The following is a 20,271-nucleotide window of genomic DNA, read 5'->3' on the forward strand; positions in this document are numbered from 1 at the left end:
TTCGCATAGAAGGGCGTTTACTACTAGCTATTATATATATTCTTTTTTACAACAAGTATTAATAAAATACTATATTAATATATTCTTCATTACATATGAAAATCCCTTTCAAAAAATGACAAAAAATTCAATTCTTTTAAAAACATAATTTTCAGATTAAAATAATTCTAACTCAAAAATTATTGTTTTTTGGAAGGTGGTATTCTTATTGTACAATCGTTCAATAATTTACTATTTAGGATCAAAATTATGCATTACCCTCGCTGACATCGTATACGTAATGATTATTACAACTCATATCTATATATCAACTAAATCAGCTACTATTACTGCCCTGTTTCCTTTATTGCAAGTTATCACAAATCTGACCGCTAACATATCTGCACCATTTATAATGAATCGTTTTCCATCTTATAAGTTACTATTTACTCTGCAATGGACTAAGACAGTCCTTTTACTATTATTAATGATTTTATTTCTGGCCCTTTCCACAAACAGTTTAGCCCTATTAACTTTCGTTTTTTTCATTTCATTATGTAGCGGCTGGAGCGCTCCATTATTATACGGTATTCTTCCGCGCCTTACACCAAAAGAGAAATTAGTAAAAGTAAATAGTATTTTTTCCTTTTCAACACAAATTGTACAAGCGGCAGCTTATTCATTTACAAGCATTATCGTTCTTCTCATCGGCGTCACTTCTACACTCATGATCAATAACATTTTAATGATTTTCGGATGTGTTGCATTGCACTTTTCATTACAGTCCACACATGCTGAACGAATAACAGAACCTTCTTCTTCAAAGAGTACTGCTTTATTAGAAGGCTGGAAACTATTATTTCAACATCCTTCTTTGCGCACAGTTACACTGATGGACTTAATTGAAACTTTCGCAGGAACAATATGGATTGGTGCTATTACGATGGCATACGTAACGACGATTCTTCATAAAGGTGAGGAATGGTGGGGATATATTAATACAAGTTATTATGTGGGCACGTTAATCGGCGGGATATTAGCATGGAGAATGAGTTCACATATTCAAAATAATTTAATACGCTCTATGGCGATAGGCTCTCTTTTGTTTAGCATTCTTACATTTTTATATGGTATGACGAGCAGTGGGTTTATTGCGCTATTCCTATGTGTTCTAATGGGGCCATGTTATCAAATTAGAGATATTTCTCAAACGACGGTTTTACAATCAAGCGTGACCCCTTCTTTATTATCAAAGATGTATACAGCTCATGGTGCACTTCTCTCGACAGCGTCTGGTCTTTCTATGCTTAGCGTCGGCATTATTACAGATACATTTGGCGTTCGTACAATTTATATCATCGCTTCTTTTCTTATTTTATGTTCTGCTTGTTTATCTTTTCGTTTATTAAAGCATCATAAGACAAAGCAGAAAGATATTTCACTTTAATCAATAAAACAAATAGGACAGGAATTCCTGTCCTATTTTATATTCTATTCATGACAAATTCGGAATCTTTCTATGCTTTGTCGCTTGTTCAAAAGCGTATGCTAGCTTAATTAATAGCCCCTCACGAAAAGCAGTACTTGCAAGTGTAATTCCAAAAGGTCTCCCGCTTTCCATATACCCCGCGGGTATTGCTATAGACGGATAACCTGCTTTCGCACATATAGTAGAACCTATATAAGAAGGAAACAGTATCACATCAAGATCATATTTTTCCAAGGCAAAATCAATCCCTTGTTCTTGTGAAAAATATATATCTTCTAATCTTGCATTTAAATATTCAGGATTACTTAACGTATTAGGAAAATCTTTTCTTATTTCTAACCTAGTTTGTCCGTATTTCAAAGCTCTTTCTGCTATCTTCTCATTAAACTCCAATAGCTCCGAAATAGAATGTACTGGAATTGTAGAAGGTAATTTAGAAAGATAATTATCCAGGCTATGTTTGAGCTCATAGAGCGAAACTCCCCAGCTCCATTCTCTATGAAAAGATGGAATATCAATATTTTCTACTACCATCGCTCCCTCACTACGTAATACTTGGATTGTTTCCTTAAACAATTTTTCATCGTACTCACCATTTTCATAATATTCTTTTGGTGCATTGCTAAATATACCAATCTTCGCTCCATTTAAGCCGTTAACATCAAGATATTTTGTATACTTCTGCTCTGCCCTTCCTTCACTTTTGTGAGTAGCTGCATCCATCTCATCCAATCCAGTTAAACTCCCTAGCAAAATAGCCGCATCTGTTACAGTTCTAGCAAATGGACCAGCTGTATCTTGTGAATAAGTGAACGGAATAATGCCTCTACGGCTAATTAGACCGACAGTCGGTTTAATTCCTACTACAGAGTTTTGAACAGCTGGACTCAATATGGAAGCATCCGTTTCTGTTCCAACAGATAATACTGTAAAATTAGCGGCAACTGCTACCGCAGATCCTGTACTAGAGCCACCAACAAACATATCATCCTTGCCTGTACCATATGGATTGATTGTTTGTCCACCTCTTGCACTATATCCAGCCCACATTTCAAATGACATTGCATTTGCTAATTCTGTCATATTTGTTTTCCCTATTATCACTGCTCCTGCCTCTCGCAGTTTCGTAACGAGAAATGCATCTTCACTACTAATATTTTGTTCTAGAGCAATCGTACCTGCACTTGTATGCATAGAGTCATTCGTTTCAATATTGTCCTTAAGCAAAACAGGTATACCATGCAAGGGTCCTCTTACACCTTTTGTCTTTCTTTCATGATCTAACGCTTCGGCAATAAAGATAGCGTCTGGATTTATTTCTAAAATTGAATTGATTGTTGGGTCGTCTTGGTCGTACTTTGCAATTCTATGAAAATAATACATAACTAATTCTTTTGAGGTTAACTGCCCAGCTTCCATCGCTGTTTGTATATCATAAATTGTTAATTCTTTTTGTAATCGTGTATTGAACTGAATTTCCATTTTCATTCTCCTTTTATAAGCCCTTTTATTGATAACGTGTATTTATTACTTTTTCACTTTCTCCGCTCCTCACATACATAAATACAATCCCTTAAAAAAATTCCACTCACCTATTTAAAAACCTTTAATTTCCCGAAAAATAACAAGAGTCTGAAACGAATTAACTTTCGCTTCAGACTCTTTTATTACTTTACATATATCTCATCTAACAAATGTAAAAACTCCCCTTGTTTTTCCGCTAATTCAGGACATTTTGCAATATCAAACCATTCGTAGCAAAACACTAGCCCTTGATCTTCTTGACCAGCATTTACTATATGTTGCCAAGCATCTTTTACATCCGTAGGTAAAGTTACGTGGAAAAAGTGGCGTTTTTGATATTCTTTTTTTTCCTTCACATGTATGATGTAATCTGCTAGTAAACGCTCTATGCATAAATGGCGTAATCCAGATTCTTCTTGTATTTCACGTAACACCGCTGCCTCTAACGTTTCTCCTTCATCAACTGTTCCACCCGGTACTTGGACACCAGCTTCAGGTATATCACGATGTTTAAAAACAAGTAATTGCATAATCCCCTCTTTTTCTCTTGTAATATATGCGTGTACCTTTTTCTTATATAACATCGTCATTATACTGCTCTCCCCTCAATTGTTCACTCTGTTACTTCTTCAAGCGTCAGTTGATTTTCATATAAATATGTAGCTTGTGGATTCCCCACATACCTTACGTGCCACGGTTCATACCGATAGCCAGTAATCGTTTCTTTCTCTTTTGTATATCGAATCACAAAACCAAATTTATAAGCATTTTCAGAAAGCCACTGACCTTCTTTCGTTTCTCCAAAGACTGTCTCTAGCTGAAATTTAGCAGATTGAGATGTAATATCCATAGCGAGTCCTGTTTGATGTTCACTCGTACCAGGAACCGCGCTAGACATCGCTGTTTTTGCTTCTCCATCTTGTTTTTTATACATCGTATTTAATGCTTTTTGTCGATCAAAAGATCTAAATCCAGAGACTGCAAAAAGAAAAATTCGTTCCTTATCAGCTTGTTGAAACATCTCCTCAAGCGCCTGAGCTGCCTCTTTTCTCATTTTTTTCTTTTCTTGATCACCTTCACTAGAGTAACGTACTTTCGGAATAACTAAATCTAGCGGCCTATACCCATCTGGTAAACGCCTACTTTTATTCACAAGTACCAGCATCGAATTCGGATTACTAATTACCGCAATATCTCCATCCATATTCGCAATCGTTTCTTTTGCTTTCGGAAATATGTTATTTACATTCACTTCTCGTGCTTGCTTATCCTTATACATTTTATAATTAATTCCTGCTACTCCGACAATGAGTATCGCCGCCACGATACCAATTAGTATCCATCTTTTTTTCATATAACGACCTCTTATTTTAATAATTTGGCCATTTCATACTCATCGATGTCCTTCCCATCGATAATAAGAGCAGCTTTTTTGACACCTTCTTTCTCAAATCCAACTTTTTTATATAGTGCCTGAGCTCTTGTATTGTGGGCCATTACCGTTAATTCTAAACGCCATACATCATGTAATTTTGCCCATTTCTCAACCTCTTTAAACAATCTCGTCCCAATACCTCGCCCACTACACTCTTGCAAAATACCAATTACAATGGCTGCCACATGTCTCTTTCTTTGAATATTATTTCCATTCACTAAAATAAACCCTACTATCCTCTCTTCTTCAACTGCTACAAATATTGTTGCAGTTTCATTTTCTATAAATCGATGTATCATTTGTTCTTGTTGCTCAGCTGTAGCTGTTCTTTCTCCTGGTTCGTATAGCATAAATTTCGTTTCTTCATCTAATTGCTTACTCAATTGCAAAAATGATGCTGCATCTTCTATTCTGATCTCCCTAATCACCTAAATCACCCTACCAATTTCATAGTGAAAAATTTTCCTTGTAAAAAGATTTTCTCTACTATTTCGAAAATCCCTTTCTAATTCTCCTATTATAAATAGACAAATTTCGCTATTACTATAACAATTGTAAATTATGTCGATTTTGTGACATATCGTCACTCCAAAACAAAAAACGTAAGCATTACACTTACGTTTCCGTAGATTAATGTGGACTAAAACTCAATACTGGATGCGTCCCACTAATTCCAGTTTCACTTTATCCATTCACTTTTTCAGCTTGCCAAAAGTATTCACCAAATGCTTTAGCAAGTACATCAATTGATTGATTTAATTCTTCCTCTGTATTATCTACTCCGCCAACTTCTATTAATATCGCCTGTCCTGATAAATCTTGATTATAGACTCCATTTCCTGTTTGAAAGCCTTTTTGAATTACTCCTCGGCTCACCCCTGGATATTTCTTATTAATCGTCTCATGTAAAGCCGTTGCTAATTGTAAGTTCTTTTCATAGTTTTTGTTACCTTTCCCAATCACGAATGCAAGTTTTGCATATGATTTATCTCCAATTGTTTTTGTTGTAACATTTTTCCGTGCACTATCACGGTGTAAATCGAAGAAGTATTGTAATTCTTTATTACCAGCCATCGCTTCTTGTACAATTTCTCGTGACATTTTATAAGAACTAGTATCATTCAATCCTTTACTTATTAACTTTTGACCGACATCAGTCTTATCGTTAGTAGCACCTATCCCTTCACTTGCCAGTTGTTCACGAAAGCGATCTCCAACTATGGAAATATTCGTTACAGAACTTGTCGCTTTATTCGGATTTGGATCATTTGTTAAATTAAGTAATGGCAAGTATGATTCCCAGCTATGCGAATGATATATAAATGCAACTTGTCTTTTCCCAGTCGTTTGAGCTGGTTGTTTCTTCTCTGTATTCGAATCAGACTTAGGGACTTGTCCAGTTTCTCCAGTACGTTCTTTCACTACTTCTTCAAGAGGAACGCTCGACTCTATTGGTAAGTTGGAATAATTTGTCCCTTCACCTGCGATAACGATTTCCGTATCATACTTACCAAATCCCGGAAGTTCCTTTCCAACAAAACTACGTACATCATCAAAACGAATATTCGTAGCCATAGAAAAGAGAAAGGAAGAAATCGAAAAGTCTTGATTTAAATTCCGATATTCTTGTGTAAAATAATGATTCTCTTTCCCAAGAACGTACATATACCCGTTCATTGACAACTCATTTAACCAGTTATATAAATACGTTGACTTCGTCTCTTTCAAAGAAGTTACCATCATACTAATGAGAAAAAAAGTCACTAACACCGTAGTAATGACAAATAAAATTAACTTGCGCACGCTTGTTAATTTCACATAAAAAAAGCCTCGATTCATACTATCACCCTCTCTATTTCAAGTTATGTACAAGCTCTAGAGAATAGACCGTCTAAATTCCGGCTATATTGTTAATGAGGTGAAATGAATTGAAGCTATTAATCGGAATATTACCAATCGCTCTATCATTTATGTTTTATTTGTTTGCTAAACATCCAAAACTCTCTATTGTGCTACATATCTTTGCGTACTTGGCACTGTATGTACTCGGTACAGTTATTTCCATTAATATATACGATGTTTTAATACAAGATTTAGTTTTCATGACGAGCATTCATGGAATTTTACTGAATCCATTTTTCCTTATTGCAGGAGCCTATATAGGAACATACACTTTGTACCTACTTTTGTCTTACATTATTATGAAAATAAAAAATGGAGCGTAACGGAATGCAGCCACCGTTCATTTGTCATACATGTAGAAAAAGAATTACACGAAAGAAAGACCTTATTACCACTACACGGTACTTCCATTTTTATTTATTTCACAACAGTTGTTTTAAGCAACAACAACTTTTCATCCTACGTTTTATCCCTATGAATACACTTTTTTGTTTCTTTCTTATTATATATGGGCTTATTATCGGCAGCATTCTTATGATTACAGAGCCATCTATCATTTGGCTTGTTTTTTTGCTGCCTATCTCATATCGGTTTCTTTCATATTATTATGTTGAACGTTTTTTCTCTAAATAACTTGCAGACTGACCTCTAGGAATGCTTAAACACTCCCATTCATTTTCTTTAAGCATTTTACCAATGTAAATGATTTGTCCAATATGTAAAGCATAATGAGAGATTTGCCTTTCAATCGCTTGCATGACAGTAAGTGCTTCACCACGAATGTATACTGTCTTAAGCAAATGTTCCGGATTTATAGTACTCATCGCTTTAAAAACATACTCCCACCCTTCTTGCCACGCAGCAAGAACTTCTTGTTTTGAACTGTATCCCCCTTCAAATTCACCATCTCGGTTACGATCTATTTTTTCACCATCAGATGTTAAAAAATCCGTCCATCTGGAACGCATATTACCATGCAAATGCTTAATAATAATCGCTACGCTATTTGTTTCCACATGAGAAGACCATATAATTTGTTCATATGATAATTGGGAAAGCGCCCGTTCTCCTTGCTTCTTTGTTGCTTTAAAATTCGAAATGGCACATTGCAAATATTCTCGCCCGATATCCATCTTCATCCCTGCCTTCACACTAACTGATTTTCGTTCCATTTGGCAGTTCCATATTCGGCTGAAGTAATACAACATCACCCGATTCAGGGACTCCTCCTAATACAAGCACTTCCGATTTAAATCCAGCTACACGCTTTGGCGGAAAGTTTACAATCGCAACGATTTGTTGACCGACTAAATTTTCTGGATTGTATCTCTTCGTAATTTGAGCACTTGATTGTTTTATCCCAAGCTCCCCAAAATCAATTTCTAGTTTAATTGCCGGAATTCTCGCTTCTTTAAATTCCTCTGCATGTGTAACTGTTCCAATCCGTAAATCTAAAGTTAAAAAATCTTCAAAATTAGCCATTTTATCATTCCTCCCAACTTATTACTTAGACAAAATACAAAAATCCCCTTCAAAAAAAAGAAAGGCGCCTAAGCACCTTTCTTTTGCATTTCACTCGATTCATTTGATTTATAGAAGAAGAAACCGAGCACACCACCAATACACGCTGGGACTAACCACCCTATTCCTTCTTTATATAAAGGTAACATTTGTAATACATTTGAAATTGCGTCAATTTTGATATTCGCACTTTCTAAACCATTAAATAAGCTAACGGACAAGGCACCTAGTATTGCTCCAATATAAATTGTATTTCGCTTTCCTATCCATTTATGGAAATACGAAAGAACGATTAATACAATTGCAACTGGATAAATAATCATTAACACTGGTAATGTTACTGCGATTAATTGTGTTAATCCTAAGTTAGATACAATTAAACTAAATCCACATACTATTGTTACAATCGTTTTATGTGAAAATTTCGGTAATAAGTTTGAAAAGAACCCTGCACACGCAGATGTTAATCCAACAGAAGTTGTTAAACATGCAAGTGTAATAACAAGCCCTAACAAAATTTTACCACTCGTCCCATATAACTCATTTACAACATTCGTTAATATAAGACCACCATTTTCTGAGACACCAAGTGATGTACTAGTTGAGCCAAGATAAGCAAGTGATAAATAGATTAACGTTAAACCAAGTACAGCAATAACCCCTGATACAACAGTTATTTTTGCAATTTGATTACTCTCTTTTATCCCTTTAGAGCGAATAACTTGTACAACAACAATGCCAAATACAAGTGCACTAATCGCATCCATCGTTAAATACCCTTGGATAAATCCACCAAAGAAAGCATTTTCTTTGTAAGCATCTAACGGCGCAGCTGGTGCTCCAATCGGATCAATTATTGCCTTTCCAACAATAACAGCAACAATTAATACTAATAATGGGGTAAGAAACTTCCCGAACCAATCGACTAATTTAGATGGATTTAATGATAAATACCACGTAATTCCGAAGAAGACTACCGTGTAAAGGAATAGCATGTACCATTCTGAAACCATTGCCTCTGATAAAAATGGCTTCATTCCCATTTCAAACGAAACAGCTCCTGTACGCGGAATCGCGAAGAATGGCCCAATTGCTAAGTAACTAACTAGTGGAAAAATAAATGCGAATATAGGATGAACTCTAGAAGACAGCGCTTTCAAGTCCCCCTCTACAAACGCAACAGCTGTTACAGCTAATAGGGGTAAACCGACTCCTGTTACGAGGAATCCAATTGTAGCAACCCATACATTCTCTCCTGCTTGTTGCCCTAAAACTGGCGGGAAAATTAAATTTCCTGCTCCTAAAAATAATGCAAATAGCATTAAACCAATCGCTAACGTATCACCTGGCCTTAAACGTCCCTTCATACTTTTCATTTGCATAGCACTTTCTCATTGTTTATCTCTATTCTCACAATAATGCTATGCATCCTCCTCTCTACTCAAGATGATAAAATATGCCCTTCACAAAGCATCGTCTTTCTCCATAATTTCTCCATTACCCTTTTTATTACTCCAAGTATTGAATTTTGATTTTTTTGAATATTTAAATCATTAGAGTGTTATTACGCAGAGTATAGTTGTCAGACCTTCTTGTTTTTATCACACATATAGTAACATATTTAGCTGAAAAATAAAAACATATTTTCAAATTGATTTTTTCGAAAATCGGAATTATCTACTTTTTTTATTCTTTTACACAAATTTTATTCAGTCACTACACCATCTCTATATTGTTATCCGAGAATAACTTTATATAGCTACCATAGCGCAAAAGCCATCCAGCATAATTAGATGGCTTTCGCATGTTACTCTATCGTTTCAACTTCACGTGGATTATTCATCTCTTCCACATACACAACCCTAAATCCGTGATCTTCTAAATCCTTTAACAACGTTTCTAATTCACTATCTTCAAACTCTTCTCCTAATGTAAACATAATTCTACGCACTAATAGAGCATCATTATCAAAAGTCATTAAACTTTGAATGCCAGTGTATTTCTTTAACACTGTTGATAACTTTTGAATTGCACCATTATAGTCTTGTGTTCCAATCATGACAGAGTATTTACTAGAATGAACGCCCCATGCATCCTCTAATAATTCAAAAACTTTTTTATGAGTTAAAATTCCAAGGAATATTCCTTTTTCGTCAACTACTGATAAATAAGGTAATTTTTTTATTGTAAAAAATACTTTAAAGAAGGAAGAATCTTCTCTCACGAATCCATCTTTATCGTTCAATAATTGTAATACACTCTCATCGAGTGAACCTTTATATTCTAAAATATCTACTTTATATATATTCCCTAAGTATTTTTCTTTTTTTTCATCTAAAACTGGTACACAACGATACCCCGTTTTATTCAAATGCTCCAACGCTTCCCCTATTGTAATTGAACTTGAGCACAGTAAAACTTCCCTTTTCGGCACATAATTCCCTTTAATCCTCATAAAAAGCCTCCTTATGTTAAAATACTTTCTGTGCCATAACTATATTATATTTTCAGAAAAAAATAAATAATTAATTTTATTTTTCTGAAAATTATTCATTTTCTTGTCATAATTTATCCATGAATCCTTCACTTGTATATTTTCACTATCAAATCGATCTCTAAATGACTCCAAGAAAAATATATTGTAACTTCATTCGAAAGACGCTAAAATAAGAATAAGAATTTTCTGAATATTCTAAGAGTAGGTGGTTATATGTCTTTATTGCGCTCACATATATGTAAATTTATAGTTGGTATTTTCATTATTTTTGTCATAAGTCCTATCCCAGCAATTTTCATTACACATAATTACTCTTATCAAAATGAATTTATTAGCATTTTTCAGAACTTCTCTCAACTTTCTTCTATATCAATTCCAAAAATTGATTGGATGCACGAATCTATCTTTTTCTCAGCAAATCAGATGATACATAATTCTAACCATGCAACACCTTTATTCCCTTACATTTGGGAAATATATTTTTTATCGACTGTTCGTTTTACCTTTACTCTTGCAATCGGATTCTTCATAAGTTTAGGTATCGGCCATTTATTTATTAAAGCTCCTAATTCAGTTAAAAGGTTTGCTTCTTTTTTTAATTGGATTCCTTATTCTTTTTGCACCGTGTTATTACAATGTTCAGTCTTATTACTACTCCTATACATCGCAAAATTCATCAAAATTCCTTACTACTCATCTCTTGTCATCGTATGTAGTACCTCCATGATTATCGTTATGCAAGCAATAAAAAAATGGATTCCTTTCTTAAATAACACAAATGAATATGAAATAAAAAACCCGTCTTTCCTTATAGACACATTATTTTTGGCGCTTACTTCAAATCATAAATCTATTTTAGGTTCCATTATTTTTTCATTCATTTTTATGGAATGCGTTTTTCATACGAACGGATTATTGCAATTTATCGTTCAATTTGGCGGAAGTGCACCTGTAATTGTTACAATTGGTTTATTACTATTGTATATCCCTTACAGCATACTCTCTTTTCTTCAAACGCTATGGACGACAACCTACTTCAAACAGCAATCTTACACTGTAACGAGAAGTATTTCAAAACCGTAATTTGAAATCACCCTCTATAATCTAAAAGTAGAGGGTTATTCCTTTTGTATAGCGGACAAAATAACACTAAATTCTAAAACCACACTATAAATATGCCAATATTTACCCTTTTCCTTTGACTATTCTTTTCATTTGGATTTATTATAAAAGTATAACATAATTGCAGGAGGTGACATCTTTATTCCCATCACGGAATAGAGAACACACTTGGACATATTAAATATTTTTCTCATCTTTGTACTTATCCTTATTTCTGGCTTTTTCGTTGCATCAGAATTCGCTGTTGTAAAAGTACGAAAAAGTCGAATTGATCAGCTTGCAAATGAAGGAAATAAGCAGGCGTTAGCTGCAAGGAGCGTGGTATCTAATTTAGACGTGTATTTATCTGCCTGTCAGCTTGGTATTACAATTACATCTTTAGGTCTTGGTTGGCTTGGTGAACCAACTGTAGAGCATTTACTCCGACCATTATTCGAAAAAATTAATATTACTGGAACAATGGCAAATACTTTATCCTTTATTATTGCTTTTAGTGTTATTACATTTTTCCATGTTGTATTAGGAGAATTAGTTCCAAAGTCTTTTGCCATTCAAAAGGCAGAAACCATTGCTTTAAAATTTGCCAAACCGCTTATTTGGTTTGATAAAATTATGTATCCGTTCATATGGTTATTAAATAATACAGCTATATTTTTCACAAAGTTATTCGGTTTAGAACCTGCTAAAGAAAATGAACTTGCCCATTCTGAAGAGGAGTTACGACTCATATTAGGTGAGAGCTTTAAAAGCGGTGAAATTAATCAAGCAGAATATAAATATGTAAACAATATCTTTGAATTTGATGACCGTGTTGCGAAAGAAATCATGGTTCCTCGTACTGAAATGATTTGCCTATCTACTGAAAATACATTGGCAGAAAATATGGATATCGTTGCAACTGAAAAATATACACGCTATCCTATCATTGAAAAAGATAAAGATGACATTATCGGGATGATCAATACGAAAGAAGTGTTCCATGATCAAACGAAAGGTATTAATAAACCACTTGAATCCTATATTCATCCCGTTCTAACTGTGTTTGAAACTGTACCTATTCGCAAAACGCTAGTACATCTTCAAAAGAATCGCGTTCAGATGGCAATCGTTATGGATGAATATGGTGGTACTGCCGGACTTTTAACAATGGAGGATATTCTTGAAGAAATCATTGGAGAGATTCAAGATGAATTTGATGCGGATGAATCACCAATGATTGAAAAGCGTACTCCTAAACTTACTGTTTTAGATGGAAAAGTACTTATTTCTGAAGTAAATGATATGTTTGGCCTACATATTGATGATAGTGATTTAGATACAATTGGAGGTTGGCTACTCTCTCAAGCGATTGACTTAAATATTGAAGTTGGTTATTCCATTGAATATGCCGGCTTTCAATTTAAAGCGATAGAACTTGATGGACATCAAATCAAGAAAATTGCTGTACAGAAATTAGATACAAAAAAGGAGTTATAAAGTGACCGTTTTATTAACAATATGTATCATTGCGTGTTTCATTGTTTCATTTCTCGCCTTCATTTATCCTATTATCCCAGGCATCCTAGCTGTATGGGCTGGGTATCTCATTTACCATTTTGGTATAAATGGAGGCGAACTAACGATTTCTTTTTGGATTATCCAAGCAATTTTCACACTATTTATTTTCGTTGCTGATTTTATTGCAAATGGATATTTCCTAAAAAAATACGGTAGTTCAAAGTGGGGCGAACGTGTCGGGATGATTTCTATCATTGTCGGATCGTTCTTCTTCCCACCATTTGGTTTAATTATTATACCTTTCTTATCGGTATTTATAACCGAGCTCATACATAAAAAGACGCCAAAAGACGCCTTTCTAGTTGGAATTGCTACTGTAGTTGGTTTTCTAAGCAGTACAGTAGCAAAAGCCATTCTCCAAATCATTATGATTATCATATTCGTATGTTATATCATCTTTTAACCGTCCCAATTGTGGGATGGTTTTTTAATACGAAATACCTACTCGACTATTCTCATATATGTTTTTATCGCACAGATTCCACGTAAAATGCGCTGTATCGCCAACTGTTATTTTCGCTCCACCTTCTGGTAATACATCTTTTTCAGTTCGATATACCCCTGTTATATCACCGTCTATTAAATGAGTCGGGCAAACAACTGTCCAACATAATTTACTATGATTAAGTGCCTCATATGCAGCTAAGTGATCTTCTGCTGCCGTTGTCGTCTTCCTTTTTGATTCCGCAGATTGGAAACGATATATACTGGGATTTGTTCTTGCTTGTAAAATACCAGCTGTTCCTATTGTAATAATTTTCTTAACACCCTCTTCTTCCATATACTTTATAATATTTGGCATACTCTTTGCTAATGTTCCATTCCGATCCGTTCCAAGAGCACTAATTACAATATCACATCCTTTTATCGCTAGATTTATATCGGTTCCGTTTAATACATTTCCTTTTATAATTTGTAACCTTTCATGCTTTATTTGCATACTATTCAAATCACGAACTAATGCTGTCACTTCAGCTTCAGCTGCATCCTTTAACGCCAATTTTATTATGTTTGAACCTACTCGACCTGTCGCTCCCAATATACATACTTTCATTAGTTTCTCCTCTTTCATTCTTTCTTTCTATTTTTCCGTAAAATTAATTAATATACAACAAAAAAGCTTCCCCATATTTGAGGAAGCTCTATAATCACTTTATTTCTTTTCTTTAGAATCTGTAGACTTCTCAGTTCCGCTTGTTTCTTTATCCTTTTTTTCATCTTGTTGTGTCGTTTTGTCGTCTTCTTTCTTCTTGTCCTCATCTTTACTACAACCTACCATTAATAAAGAACTTGCAAGTGCCATAGCAGTTAATGACTTAACCCATTTGTTCATTTGCGTTTCCTCCTTTTGATAGAATATGTACAATCCCATACTACTCTCTATTTTTAAAGGAGAGATTGAAATATAGTAAATATACGGTAAATATTTGTAAATTTTCTAATAACAAGACTTGAATTTATCTTCTAACTAACACAAAATTAGCCCAATTCTTCGCTCCCCCTGAAAGTAAAAAACTAAGGCGTATATCATTCCGCCTTAGTTCCTTATGCAAACTTCTCGTTTTCATATATATTTGTAATCTTGTATTCCTTCTTCACAACATATTGCCACACACTGTAAGCGTAACGGTTCATTTTCAGGAAACAATTTTCCAAAAACGAGCGGAATTCTGGATTTGCAACCTCCACTGCAACTTGCGCAAACTTTAATGATAATCGTTTCAAATGTGAAATATAACAGATTGCAATATGGATATCTTCTGTATATGTACTATCTGTTTCCTTCTCCATTTCAGGCAAATGAAACAATATCGGTTCACAAGTTATATGCCGTACATTCTCTCCTTCTTGAAAATTCACTTGTTCATTATATGCTTGTAACATATACGGTAAATGCTGCTGTAATAGATTCTTTAATTCTTCGTCTCTGACCTTTTCAGTATACTCTCCAACCTTATATATTAGCATGTAACTATATCTCATTAATTCTTTCATACAGTCCATTAAAGCGCCTCCCTTCACTTTTGTCTATATGTTATAAATATGACGCTATAACATTTGCTATTCTTGCTAAAAACCAATCCCATTTACTAATTTTCTCAAAATCTTCTTCAGAAAATCTTTTTGATTTATGAAAGTCTTCTTTCAATCGACTCCATACGTCAGCAACAACTGTTTTATCATATATGACACAGTTAGATTCGCAATTTAAATAAAAGCTTCTATTATCAAAATTTGCTGTGCCTATATCAACAATTTCTCCATCAATGATTGTTACTTTCCCGTGAAAAAATCCATTTCGATATTGATAAATCTCCGCTCCAGCATGTAACATATCTTTTAAATACGGATAGGCAGCTTGTTTTAATAATACGGCATCACTTTTAAATGGCACGAGAATTTTCACATTGACGCCACGGTTTAATGCATCTTTTAACTCTTTTGTCATTTCTTTACTTGGTATAAAATATGGCGTAGCAATAATTAAAGACCTTTTAGCCTGCTTTAAAAGCGCCCCATATTTTTCCCATAAACCTTTTCCATCTGAAAATAAATATTGATATTTTACATTCCCTGTTTCGGGTAAACTTTTATATACAGGCATTTTTTCTCCCGTATCTTCTTTCCAGTCATCAGCAAATTTTCTTTCCATATCATTTGCACCATTCCCCTTTATGCGCACATGATAATCACGCCACGGACCAAATTTCGGATTTTGTCCAAGATACTCCTTTCCAATATTAAAGCCACCTATGTATGATACCTCTCCATCTATCGTAACTATGCGTCTATGATTCCGCTGATGCAAAGAATAGAATACATTTTTCAGTTTTGGTTTTTTACTAAATGTAAACTTAACACCTTTACTTTTTAATTGATTAATTATCTTTTTCTTCAGCTTATATCCACCTATTCGATCGACTGATAGTTTCACCTCTACTCCACTAGATGCTTTTTTCTCTAGTAACTGTAAAAACTCTTGGCTTATTTCATCTTTACCTACAATATAAAAATGAATATATATATACTTTCTGGCATGCTTTATATCCTCAAATAAATTCCTATATAACTCTTCCCCGTTTGTATATAGTTGAAATTCGCCTGATCGAACTTGTCCGACTTCATATTCACTAGCCATTTTTTTCCCCATTTCCACATCGATGTTCATCCAAATGAATACACCTATTAAGCAAAGGATTACAACGAAAAAGCGCTTCATGGATACTTTCCTTTCTTCACTTACTGTTATTTCTATATCTTCCCTTTTTTAATACATTATCATACAAGAAAATATGTCATTACATGATATATGTCCATGTCAAACAACAGCTCACTTGCATATTGTATGTTGTACCTTAAAACAAAAGGAGGAAATAACAATGGGCTTCGCACATGGTAATGGATTTGCGCTATTAGTCGTATTATTTATCCTCTTAATTATCGTTGGTGCTGCTTGCTTCTGCTAAGTAGTTATTGTAATACGATATGGGGATGAAAAAACTATAAAAGCGGACACCTAATTTTTAGGTGTCCGCTTTTCATTTTAATTATTTTCCCACCAATTGCCGAAACATTAACCGCTAAGTAGATACTTAGCCTCAAAAAGTTAGGAGTGTCGCTACCTTCTTGCTCTCTGCTTTACGAATATGACGTTGTTCTGCACGTAACACAGCAATGCGATATAATTCTTTCTCCTCTTCTGTTTCAAGGATTACACGCGGCACAGGAACCGGATTATTGTCCTTACTAAGTGCAACAAAAGTAACAAATGACGTTGCTGCTATACGTTTCTCACCTGAAATTAAGTCTTCTGCTACTACCTTCACAAATATCTCCATAGAAGTTCTTCCCGTCCAAATGACGAAAGATTCATAACTAACACAATCTGAAGAACGAACTGGGTGTAAGAAATCGACCCAATCCATAGACGCTGTGACACATTCCATTCTTGAGTGTCTCGTTGCTGAAATCGAAGCAACCATATCCATCTCCGCTAATATTTTCCCACCAAATAATGTATTATGATCATTCAAATCTGTTGGAAATACTCGGCTCGTTTTAAACACTCTTGACTCATTAGCTGTTTTTCCCTTTATTTCAGTCATCATTATCGCCCCTTTGATTATTTATCCCGCTATTTGCGAGTAGCAATACCCCAAACTTAAAATGCAGCTGAAACAAAGAAGTTAGGCGGGCTACCCGTATATACACTATCTCTTCCATTCATATCCCAATAATCACTACACTACGTGCACTACACATTTAATATTAACAACATTCAAAACTTTTAGTCCATAAAAAAGAACCGATATTATCAATCGGCTCCTCTAAATACATATTGTTCTTTCGGCTGTTCAACTTTATTCCATTTCTTGACTTCTAGCACTGGAATGTTTGCATGGAACGGCTGATAAAATTCAGTTGAAATTTCACCCTCAACTTGAATCCAATCATCATTCTTCCATTCTACCCCTTCTGGTTTTTTCACTAACATACCATATACACCAGAATCCGCTACACAATGTATAATACCAAAGCGGAACAAGAAGTATTGTTCTTTTTTAGATGAATCATCTCGAAAAACAAACCCTTTAAATGATAAAGTCTTTCCAGTAAACTCACCAGGATAATTATAAATTGTCTCCATGCCTTTTAAGAAATCTTCATCTTTTAAAGCTATATTGTCTTTCGTAACAAACTCTTTCTTCCCTTTTTCCATTACACCACGATAGCCTTCTTTTCCGTAATAAATACTCGTGTCTGGTCTTAAAAATTGCCTTGTCATAAATGGATCTTTACTTTCTGCCTGTGCAACAGGAAAATGAAATCCCTTCGCTTTAACAATATCCGAATCTAATGTTGCAATCGGGAAAAATAACCCTGAAATAATTGGAAAACAGAACAATGTGTACGAAAATGCTTTTTTCCACCATGTATTTTCATCTTTCGAATGATCATGCCCACAATGACTATGATCACAACTACAATCATGTTTCTCTTTTTCCTTTTGATGCTCTTTTTGGAAAACGATAATAATTTGTACAATCGTTAAGAAACCTAAAATAATAGCTGCAGTTTTTGATAAATAGGCATACTTCATATTGATATATTTCGTAATATTACCGGAAATATGAAGCTGCGCAATTAAAATTGTAAAACCTAATAATATATATGCTCGAAACATAACCTACCACCCCATCGCATAAATGAGTAGTGAGCTTGCATAAACAACAAGTGTAACTGTAACCGTAACGACAATTACAAATTTCGTTTTAAATGTCGCAAGCATCATAAACATATTTTTAATATCCACCATCGGTCCATATACGAGGAACGCGACAAGTGATGCTGTTGAAAATGTACTTTGGAATGAAGAAGCAATAAATGCATCCGCTTCTGAACAAAGTGATAAAATAAAAGCAAGACCCATCATAACAGCCGATGAAGAAAACGGCCCTTGTCCAATAGACAGAAGTGTTGAAGTTTGTACGAACGTTTGAACTGCTGCAGCAATTAACGATCCTAATACTAAATATTTCCCCATCGAGAAAAATTCCTCAACAGCGTGTGTACATACATCCCACATTTTTTTACGTAATGGACGCTTATGGTTCACTTCTGGGAAGTGATCATCTCTTAATTGATGTTCTTTAAACATGAATGATAATATAATTCCAACAATAATTGCTACGACAATCGCTACAATAGAACGATACCATACCATGTGCATACTACTTCCAAAGGCAACATATGTTGCAAATAATACAACTGGATTAATAATTGGTCCAGTTAACATAAATGCAATACCTGCATATGGTGGAACACCTTTTCCGATTAATCGTCTTACAATCGGAACAATTCCACATTCACAGCCTGGAAACATCATCCCTAAAAAAGTAGCTAATAAAACAGACAGAAATCGGTTCTTCGGCATCCATTTTGCCACCGTATCTTCCGTCACAAACATTTGAATGAATCCTGAAATAAATACACCAATTAGCACAAACGGAAGTGCCTCGATTAATATGGAGATAAAGATTGTATTCATTTGCAGGAATGCTTTCGGTAAGTGAAACAATTCCATGATGTATTTCCTCCAACTTTTCATTAACAATATGTAATTTTAACCCCATTTTATTATTTGAACAAGACTTATAGAGAATTCATTATCTCTATACACTTTACATTTTATAAGTTATATTCTATTTTAAAATTGAGATTTCATAGCAAAAAAGCTGCTCTAGCGCAGTTTTATAACTATGCTAGAGCAGCTTTCTTAACGTTAAAAGTAACGTTTCTTCCAAAAAACAAATGCTAAAGTGAAAGATAATGTTACACATATTATTAATACAATTACAAAACCATGAGCTTCACCCTCAAAAGGAACCTTAACATTCATCCCAAAGAAACTCGAAACCATCGTTGGTAGAGATAAGATGATTGTAATAGACGTTAACAGTTTCATAACACTATTTAAATTATTTGATATAACGGAGCTAAAAGTATTCATCATTCCACTTAAAATGTGACTATATATTTCCGCCATTTCAATAGCCTGCTTATTTTCAATTAATACATCTTCTAATAAATCTTGATCGTCTTCATACATTTTTAAAAATGTACTGTTACGCATTAATTTTTGAATTACAATTTTATTCGCCTTTAATGATGTTGTAAAGTAAACTAAACTTTTTTCAAGGCCTAACAATGTGAAAATTTCTTTATTTTTCATCGATTTATTTAATTGGTGCTCTAAATCGATTGTTTTTCGATTAATTTGCTTTAAGTATCTTAAATAATAAGTAGAAATCGTATATAAGAGCTGAAGTGCAAAGCGTGTCTTTTTAAACGTATAAAATTCTTTAATACGTTGGTTAATAAAACGTTCAAAAATTGGGTTTTCTTCTAAGCAAATTGTAACAAAACAATCTGGCATTACAATCATACCTATTGGAATCGTATCATAAATCGAATTTCCTTCTTCATCATGTCTAACTGTCGGAATATCCACGATAATTAAAGTATTACTGTCTTCCTTTTCAATACGAGAGCGTTCTTCATCATCCAAAGGGTCTTTAATGAAATCTAAGTCTACATTTAACGTTTGTACTAGATATTGAATTTCTTCTTCCGTTGGATGAAGTACATTAATCCAGCAACCCTTTTGCATTTCCTCAATCTCTTGTAGTTTTCCGTTTCGGTCTGTTAAATACATATTTAACATACTATCACCCCGATTCTTTT

24 protein-coding genes are annotated in these 20,271 nt (G+C 34.2%); 7 read left to right on the forward strand and 17 right to left on the reverse strand.

Annotation, left to right across the window (positions count from 1 at the left end):
- Window positions 1-208: 208 nt before the first annotated feature.
- On the forward strand, window positions 209-1,426 hold the full coding sequence (locus tag COI75_RS23020; protein ID WP_000282766.1) for an MFS transporter: 1,218 nt from the start codon (window positions 209-211) through the stop codon (window positions 1,424-1,426).
- A gap of 48 nt (window positions 1,427-1,474) precedes the next feature.
- On the opposite strand, the gene COI75_RS23025 is transcribed toward COI75_RS23020, so the two are convergent.
- The 5 genes from COI75_RS23025 to spoIIP all read right to left on the reverse strand — a co-directional run bounded on the left by COI75_RS23025 (window position 1,475) and on the right by spoIIP (window position 6,266).
- Window positions 1,475-2,950, reverse strand: a complete 1,476-nt coding sequence (locus tag COI75_RS23025) for an amidase family protein (RefSeq protein WP_000405432.1) — start codon at window positions 2,948-2,950, stop codon at window positions 1,475-1,477.
- A 185-nt stretch (window positions 2,951-3,135) separates the two neighbouring features.
- A complete protein-coding gene (locus COI75_RS23030; RefSeq protein WP_000178274.1) occupies window positions 3,136-3,582 on the reverse strand; it encodes an NUDIX hydrolase in 447 nt (148 codons plus the stop codon).
- Between the two features lie 23 nt (window positions 3,583-3,605).
- The gene (locus COI75_RS23035) at window positions 3,606-4,346 is read right to left on the reverse strand and encodes a M15 family metallopeptidase (RefSeq protein ID WP_000747653.1); all 741 of its coding nucleotides are present in this window, start codon (window positions 4,344-4,346) and stop codon (window positions 3,606-3,608) included.
- Window positions 4,347-4,357: 11 nt separating this feature from the next.
- Window positions 4,358-4,855 carry a GNAT family N-acetyltransferase gene (locus tag COI75_RS23040; RefSeq protein ID WP_000617604.1) on the reverse strand — a complete coding sequence of 166 codons (498 nt, stop codon included), beginning with the start codon at window positions 4,853-4,855 and terminating at the stop codon, window positions 4,358-4,360.
- A gap of 256 nt (window positions 4,856-5,111) precedes the next feature.
- Window positions 5,112-6,266 (reverse strand): stage II sporulation protein SpoIIP, encoded by a 1,155-nt coding sequence (gene spoIIP / locus COI75_RS23050; RefSeq protein ID WP_001079314.1) that lies wholly within the window; start codon window positions 6,264-6,266, stop codon window positions 5,112-5,114.
- A gap of 89 nt (window positions 6,267-6,355) precedes the next feature.
- Here spoIIP and COI75_RS23055 point away from each other — a divergent pair, with 89 nt between their 5' ends.
- On the forward strand, window positions 6,356-6,652 hold the full coding sequence (locus COI75_RS23055; RefSeq protein ID WP_000770739.1) for a hypothetical protein: 297 nt from the start codon (window positions 6,356-6,358) through the stop codon (window positions 6,650-6,652).
- A 4-nt stretch (window positions 6,653-6,656) separates the two neighbouring features.
- The gene (locus COI75_RS23060) at window positions 6,657-6,962 is read left to right on the forward strand and encodes a permease (RefSeq protein WP_141532182.1); all 306 of its coding nucleotides are present in this window, start codon (window positions 6,657-6,659) and stop codon (window positions 6,960-6,962) included.
- Here COI75_RS23060 and COI75_RS23065 read toward each other — a convergent pair.
- The 4 genes from COI75_RS23065 to cbpA all read right to left on the reverse strand — a co-directional run bounded on the left by COI75_RS23065 (window position 6,935) and on the right by cbpA (window position 10,305).
- Window positions 6,935-7,501: a DUF1572 domain-containing protein gene (locus COI75_RS23065; RefSeq protein WP_000440204.1), complete on the reverse strand. Its 567-nt coding sequence runs from the start codon at window positions 7,499-7,501 to the stop codon at window positions 6,935-6,937. The two genes, COI75_RS23060 and COI75_RS23065, sit on opposite strands and share 28 nt — an antisense overlap.
- Window positions 7,482-7,811: a chaperone CsaA gene (gene csaA / locus COI75_RS23070; RefSeq protein ID WP_001263031.1), complete on the reverse strand. Its 330-nt coding sequence runs from the start codon at window positions 7,809-7,811 to the stop codon at window positions 7,482-7,484. The genes COI75_RS23065 and csaA overlap by 20 nt, the downstream gene beginning before the upstream one ends.
- 68 nt (window positions 7,812-7,879) lie before the next feature.
- Window positions 7,880-9,217, reverse strand: a complete 1,338-nt coding sequence (brnQ4, locus tag COI75_RS23075; protein WP_420042269.1) for a branched-chain amino acid transport system II carrier protein BrnQ4 — start codon at window positions 9,215-9,217, stop codon at window positions 7,880-7,882.
- A gap of 440 nt (window positions 9,218-9,657) precedes the next feature.
- Window positions 9,658-10,305, reverse strand: coding sequence for a cyclic di-AMP binding protein CbpA (cbpA, locus tag COI75_RS23080; RefSeq protein ID WP_001220530.1), 648 nt, complete (start codon window positions 10,303-10,305; stop codon window positions 9,658-9,660).
- A 255-nt stretch (window positions 10,306-10,560) separates the two neighbouring features.
- Between cbpA and COI75_RS23085 the strand changes: the two genes are divergently transcribed.
- The 3 genes from COI75_RS23085 (at window position 10,561) to COI75_RS23095 (ending at window position 13,429) form a co-directional block, all read left to right on the forward strand.
- The gene (locus COI75_RS23085) at window positions 10,561-11,430 is read left to right on the forward strand and encodes a hypothetical protein (protein WP_000055282.1); all 870 of its coding nucleotides are present in this window, start codon (window positions 10,561-10,563) and stop codon (window positions 11,428-11,430) included.
- 207 nt (window positions 11,431-11,637) lie between these two features.
- Complete coding sequence (locus COI75_RS23090; protein ID WP_000353745.1) at window positions 11,638-12,945, forward strand: hemolysin family protein; 1,308 nt, start codon at window positions 11,638-11,640, stop codon at window positions 12,943-12,945.
- A gap of 1 nt (window position 12,946) precedes the next feature.
- Window positions 12,947-13,429 carry a DUF456 domain-containing protein gene (locus COI75_RS23095; RefSeq protein ID WP_000217330.1) on the forward strand — a complete coding sequence of 161 codons (483 nt, stop codon included), beginning with the start codon at window positions 12,947-12,949 and terminating at the stop codon, window positions 13,427-13,429.
- A gap of 24 nt (window positions 13,430-13,453) precedes the next feature.
- Here COI75_RS23095 and COI75_RS23100 read toward each other — a convergent pair whose 3' ends face one another.
- The 4 genes from COI75_RS23100 to cls all read right to left on the reverse strand — a co-directional run bounded on the left by COI75_RS23100 (window position 13,454) and on the right by cls (window position 16,246).
- A complete protein-coding gene (locus COI75_RS23100) occupies window positions 13,454-14,080 on the reverse strand; it encodes an NAD(P)-dependent oxidoreductase (protein ID WP_000861613.1) in 627 nt (208 codons plus the stop codon).
- Window positions 14,081-14,179: 99 nt separating this feature from the next.
- Window positions 14,180-14,359, reverse strand: a complete 180-nt coding sequence (locus COI75_RS23105; RefSeq protein ID WP_001045956.1) for a hypothetical protein — start codon at window positions 14,357-14,359, stop codon at window positions 14,180-14,182.
- Between the two features lie 212 nt (window positions 14,360-14,571).
- Window positions 14,572-15,030, reverse strand: coding sequence for a spore coat protein (locus COI75_RS23110; protein WP_000340544.1), 459 nt, complete (start codon window positions 15,028-15,030; stop codon window positions 14,572-14,574).
- A gap of 31 nt (window positions 15,031-15,061) precedes the next feature.
- Window positions 15,062-16,246: a cardiolipin synthase gene (cls, locus tag COI75_RS23115; RefSeq protein ID WP_000819311.1), complete on the reverse strand. Its 1,185-nt coding sequence runs from the start codon at window positions 16,244-16,246 to the stop codon at window positions 15,062-15,064.
- A gap of 160 nt (window positions 16,247-16,406) precedes the next feature.
- Here cls and COI75_RS23120 point away from each other — a divergent pair, with 160 nt between their 5' ends.
- Window positions 16,407-16,493: a YjcZ family sporulation protein gene (locus tag COI75_RS23120; RefSeq protein WP_000505094.1), complete on the forward strand. Its 87-nt coding sequence runs from the start codon at window positions 16,407-16,409 to the stop codon at window positions 16,491-16,493.
- A gap of 132 nt (window positions 16,494-16,625) precedes the next feature.
- On the opposite strand, the gene COI75_RS23125 is transcribed toward COI75_RS23120, so the two are convergent.
- The 4 genes from COI75_RS23125 to COI75_RS23140 all read right to left on the reverse strand — a co-directional run bounded on the left by COI75_RS23125 (window position 16,626) and on the right by COI75_RS23140 (window position 20,251).
- Window positions 16,626-17,132, reverse strand: coding sequence for an acyl-CoA thioesterase (locus COI75_RS23125; protein WP_000136032.1), 507 nt, complete (start codon window positions 17,130-17,132; stop codon window positions 16,626-16,628).
- Between the two features lie 209 nt (window positions 17,133-17,341).
- The gene (locus COI75_RS23130) at window positions 17,342-18,211 is read right to left on the reverse strand and encodes a TIGR03943 family putative permease subunit (RefSeq protein ID WP_000488033.1); all 870 of its coding nucleotides are present in this window, start codon (window positions 18,209-18,211) and stop codon (window positions 17,342-17,344) included.
- Between the two features lie 3 nt (window positions 18,212-18,214).
- On the reverse strand, window positions 18,215-19,111 hold the full coding sequence (locus COI75_RS23135) for a permease (RefSeq protein ID WP_000418518.1): 897 nt from the start codon (window positions 19,109-19,111) through the stop codon (window positions 18,215-18,217).
- 198 nt (window positions 19,112-19,309) lie between these two features.
- On the reverse strand, window positions 19,310-20,251 hold the full coding sequence (locus COI75_RS23140; protein ID WP_000933701.1) for a magnesium transporter CorA family protein: 942 nt from the start codon (window positions 20,249-20,251) through the stop codon (window positions 19,310-19,312).
- Window positions 20,252-20,271: the final 20 nt, after the last annotated feature.

Source organism: Bacillus cereus, from assembly GCF_002564555.1.
Taxonomy (GTDB): Bacteria; Bacillota; Bacilli; order Bacillales; family Bacillaceae_G; genus Bacillus_A; species Bacillus_A cereus_K.

Bases quoted from the DNA above. Each gene is read 5' to 3' on its own strand.
- COI75_RS23100 (WP_000861613.1), bottom strand. From the start codon at position 14,080: ATGAAAGTATGTATATTGGGAGCGACAGGTCGAGTAGGTTCAAACATA.
- COI75_RS23125 (WP_000136032.1), bottom strand. From the start codon at position 17,132: ATGACTGAAATAAAGGGAAAAACAGCTAATGAGTCAAGAGTGTTTAAA.
- brnQ4 (WP_420042269.1), bottom strand. From the start codon at position 9,217: ATGAAGGGACGTTTAAGGCCAGGTGATACGTTAGCGATTGGTTTAATG.
- COI75_RS23035 (WP_000747653.1), bottom strand. From the start codon at position 4,346: ATGAAAAAAAGATGGATACTAATTGGTATCGTGGCGGCGATACTCATT.
- COI75_RS23140 (WP_000933701.1), bottom strand. From the start codon at position 20,251: ATGTTAAATATGTATTTAACAGACCGAAACGGAAAACTACAAGAGATT.
- csaA (WP_001263031.1), bottom strand. From the start codon at position 7,811: ATGGCTAATTTTGAAGATTTTTTAACTTTAGATTTACGGATTGGAACA.
- COI75_RS23060 (WP_141532182.1), top strand. From the start codon at position 6,657: ATGCAGCCACCGTTCATTTGTCATACATGTAGAAAAAGAATTACACGA.
- COI75_RS23025 (WP_000405432.1), bottom strand. From the start codon at position 2,950: ATGGAAATTCAGTTCAATACACGATTACAAAAAGAATTAACAATTTAT.
- COI75_RS23130 (WP_000488033.1), bottom strand. From the start codon at position 18,211: ATGTTTCGAGCATATATATTATTAGGTTTTACAATTTTAATTGCGCAG.
- cls (WP_000819311.1), bottom strand. From the start codon at position 16,246: ATGAAGCGCTTTTTCGTTGTAATCCTTTGCTTAATAGGTGTATTCATT.
- COI75_RS23135 (WP_000418518.1), bottom strand. From the start codon at position 19,111: ATGGAATTGTTTCACTTACCGAAAGCATTCCTGCAAATGAATACAATC.
- COI75_RS23085 (WP_000055282.1), top strand. From the start codon at position 10,561: ATGTCTTTATTGCGCTCACATATATGTAAATTTATAGTTGGTATTTTC.
- COI75_RS23065 (WP_000440204.1), bottom strand. From the start codon at position 7,501: ATGGAACGAAAATCAGTTAGTGTGAAGGCAGGGATGAAGATGGATATC.
- COI75_RS23030 (WP_000178274.1), bottom strand. From the start codon at position 3,582: ATGACGATGTTATATAAGAAAAAGGTACACGCATATATTACAAGAGAA.
- spoIIP (WP_001079314.1), bottom strand. From the start codon at position 6,266: ATGAATCGAGGCTTTTTTTATGTGAAATTAACAAGCGTGCGCAAGTTA.
- COI75_RS23105 (WP_001045956.1), bottom strand. From the start codon at position 14,359: ATGAACAAATGGGTTAAGTCATTAACTGCTATGGCACTTGCAAGTTCT.
- cbpA (WP_001220530.1), bottom strand. From the start codon at position 10,305: ATGAGGATTAAAGGGAATTATGTGCCGAAAAGGGAAGTTTTACTGTGC.
- COI75_RS23120 (WP_000505094.1), top strand. From the start codon at position 16,407: ATGGGCTTCGCACATGGTAATGGATTTGCGCTATTAGTCGTATTATTT.
- COI75_RS23110 (WP_000340544.1), bottom strand. From the start codon at position 15,030: ATGGACTGTATGAAAGAATTAATGAGATATAGTTACATGCTAATATAT.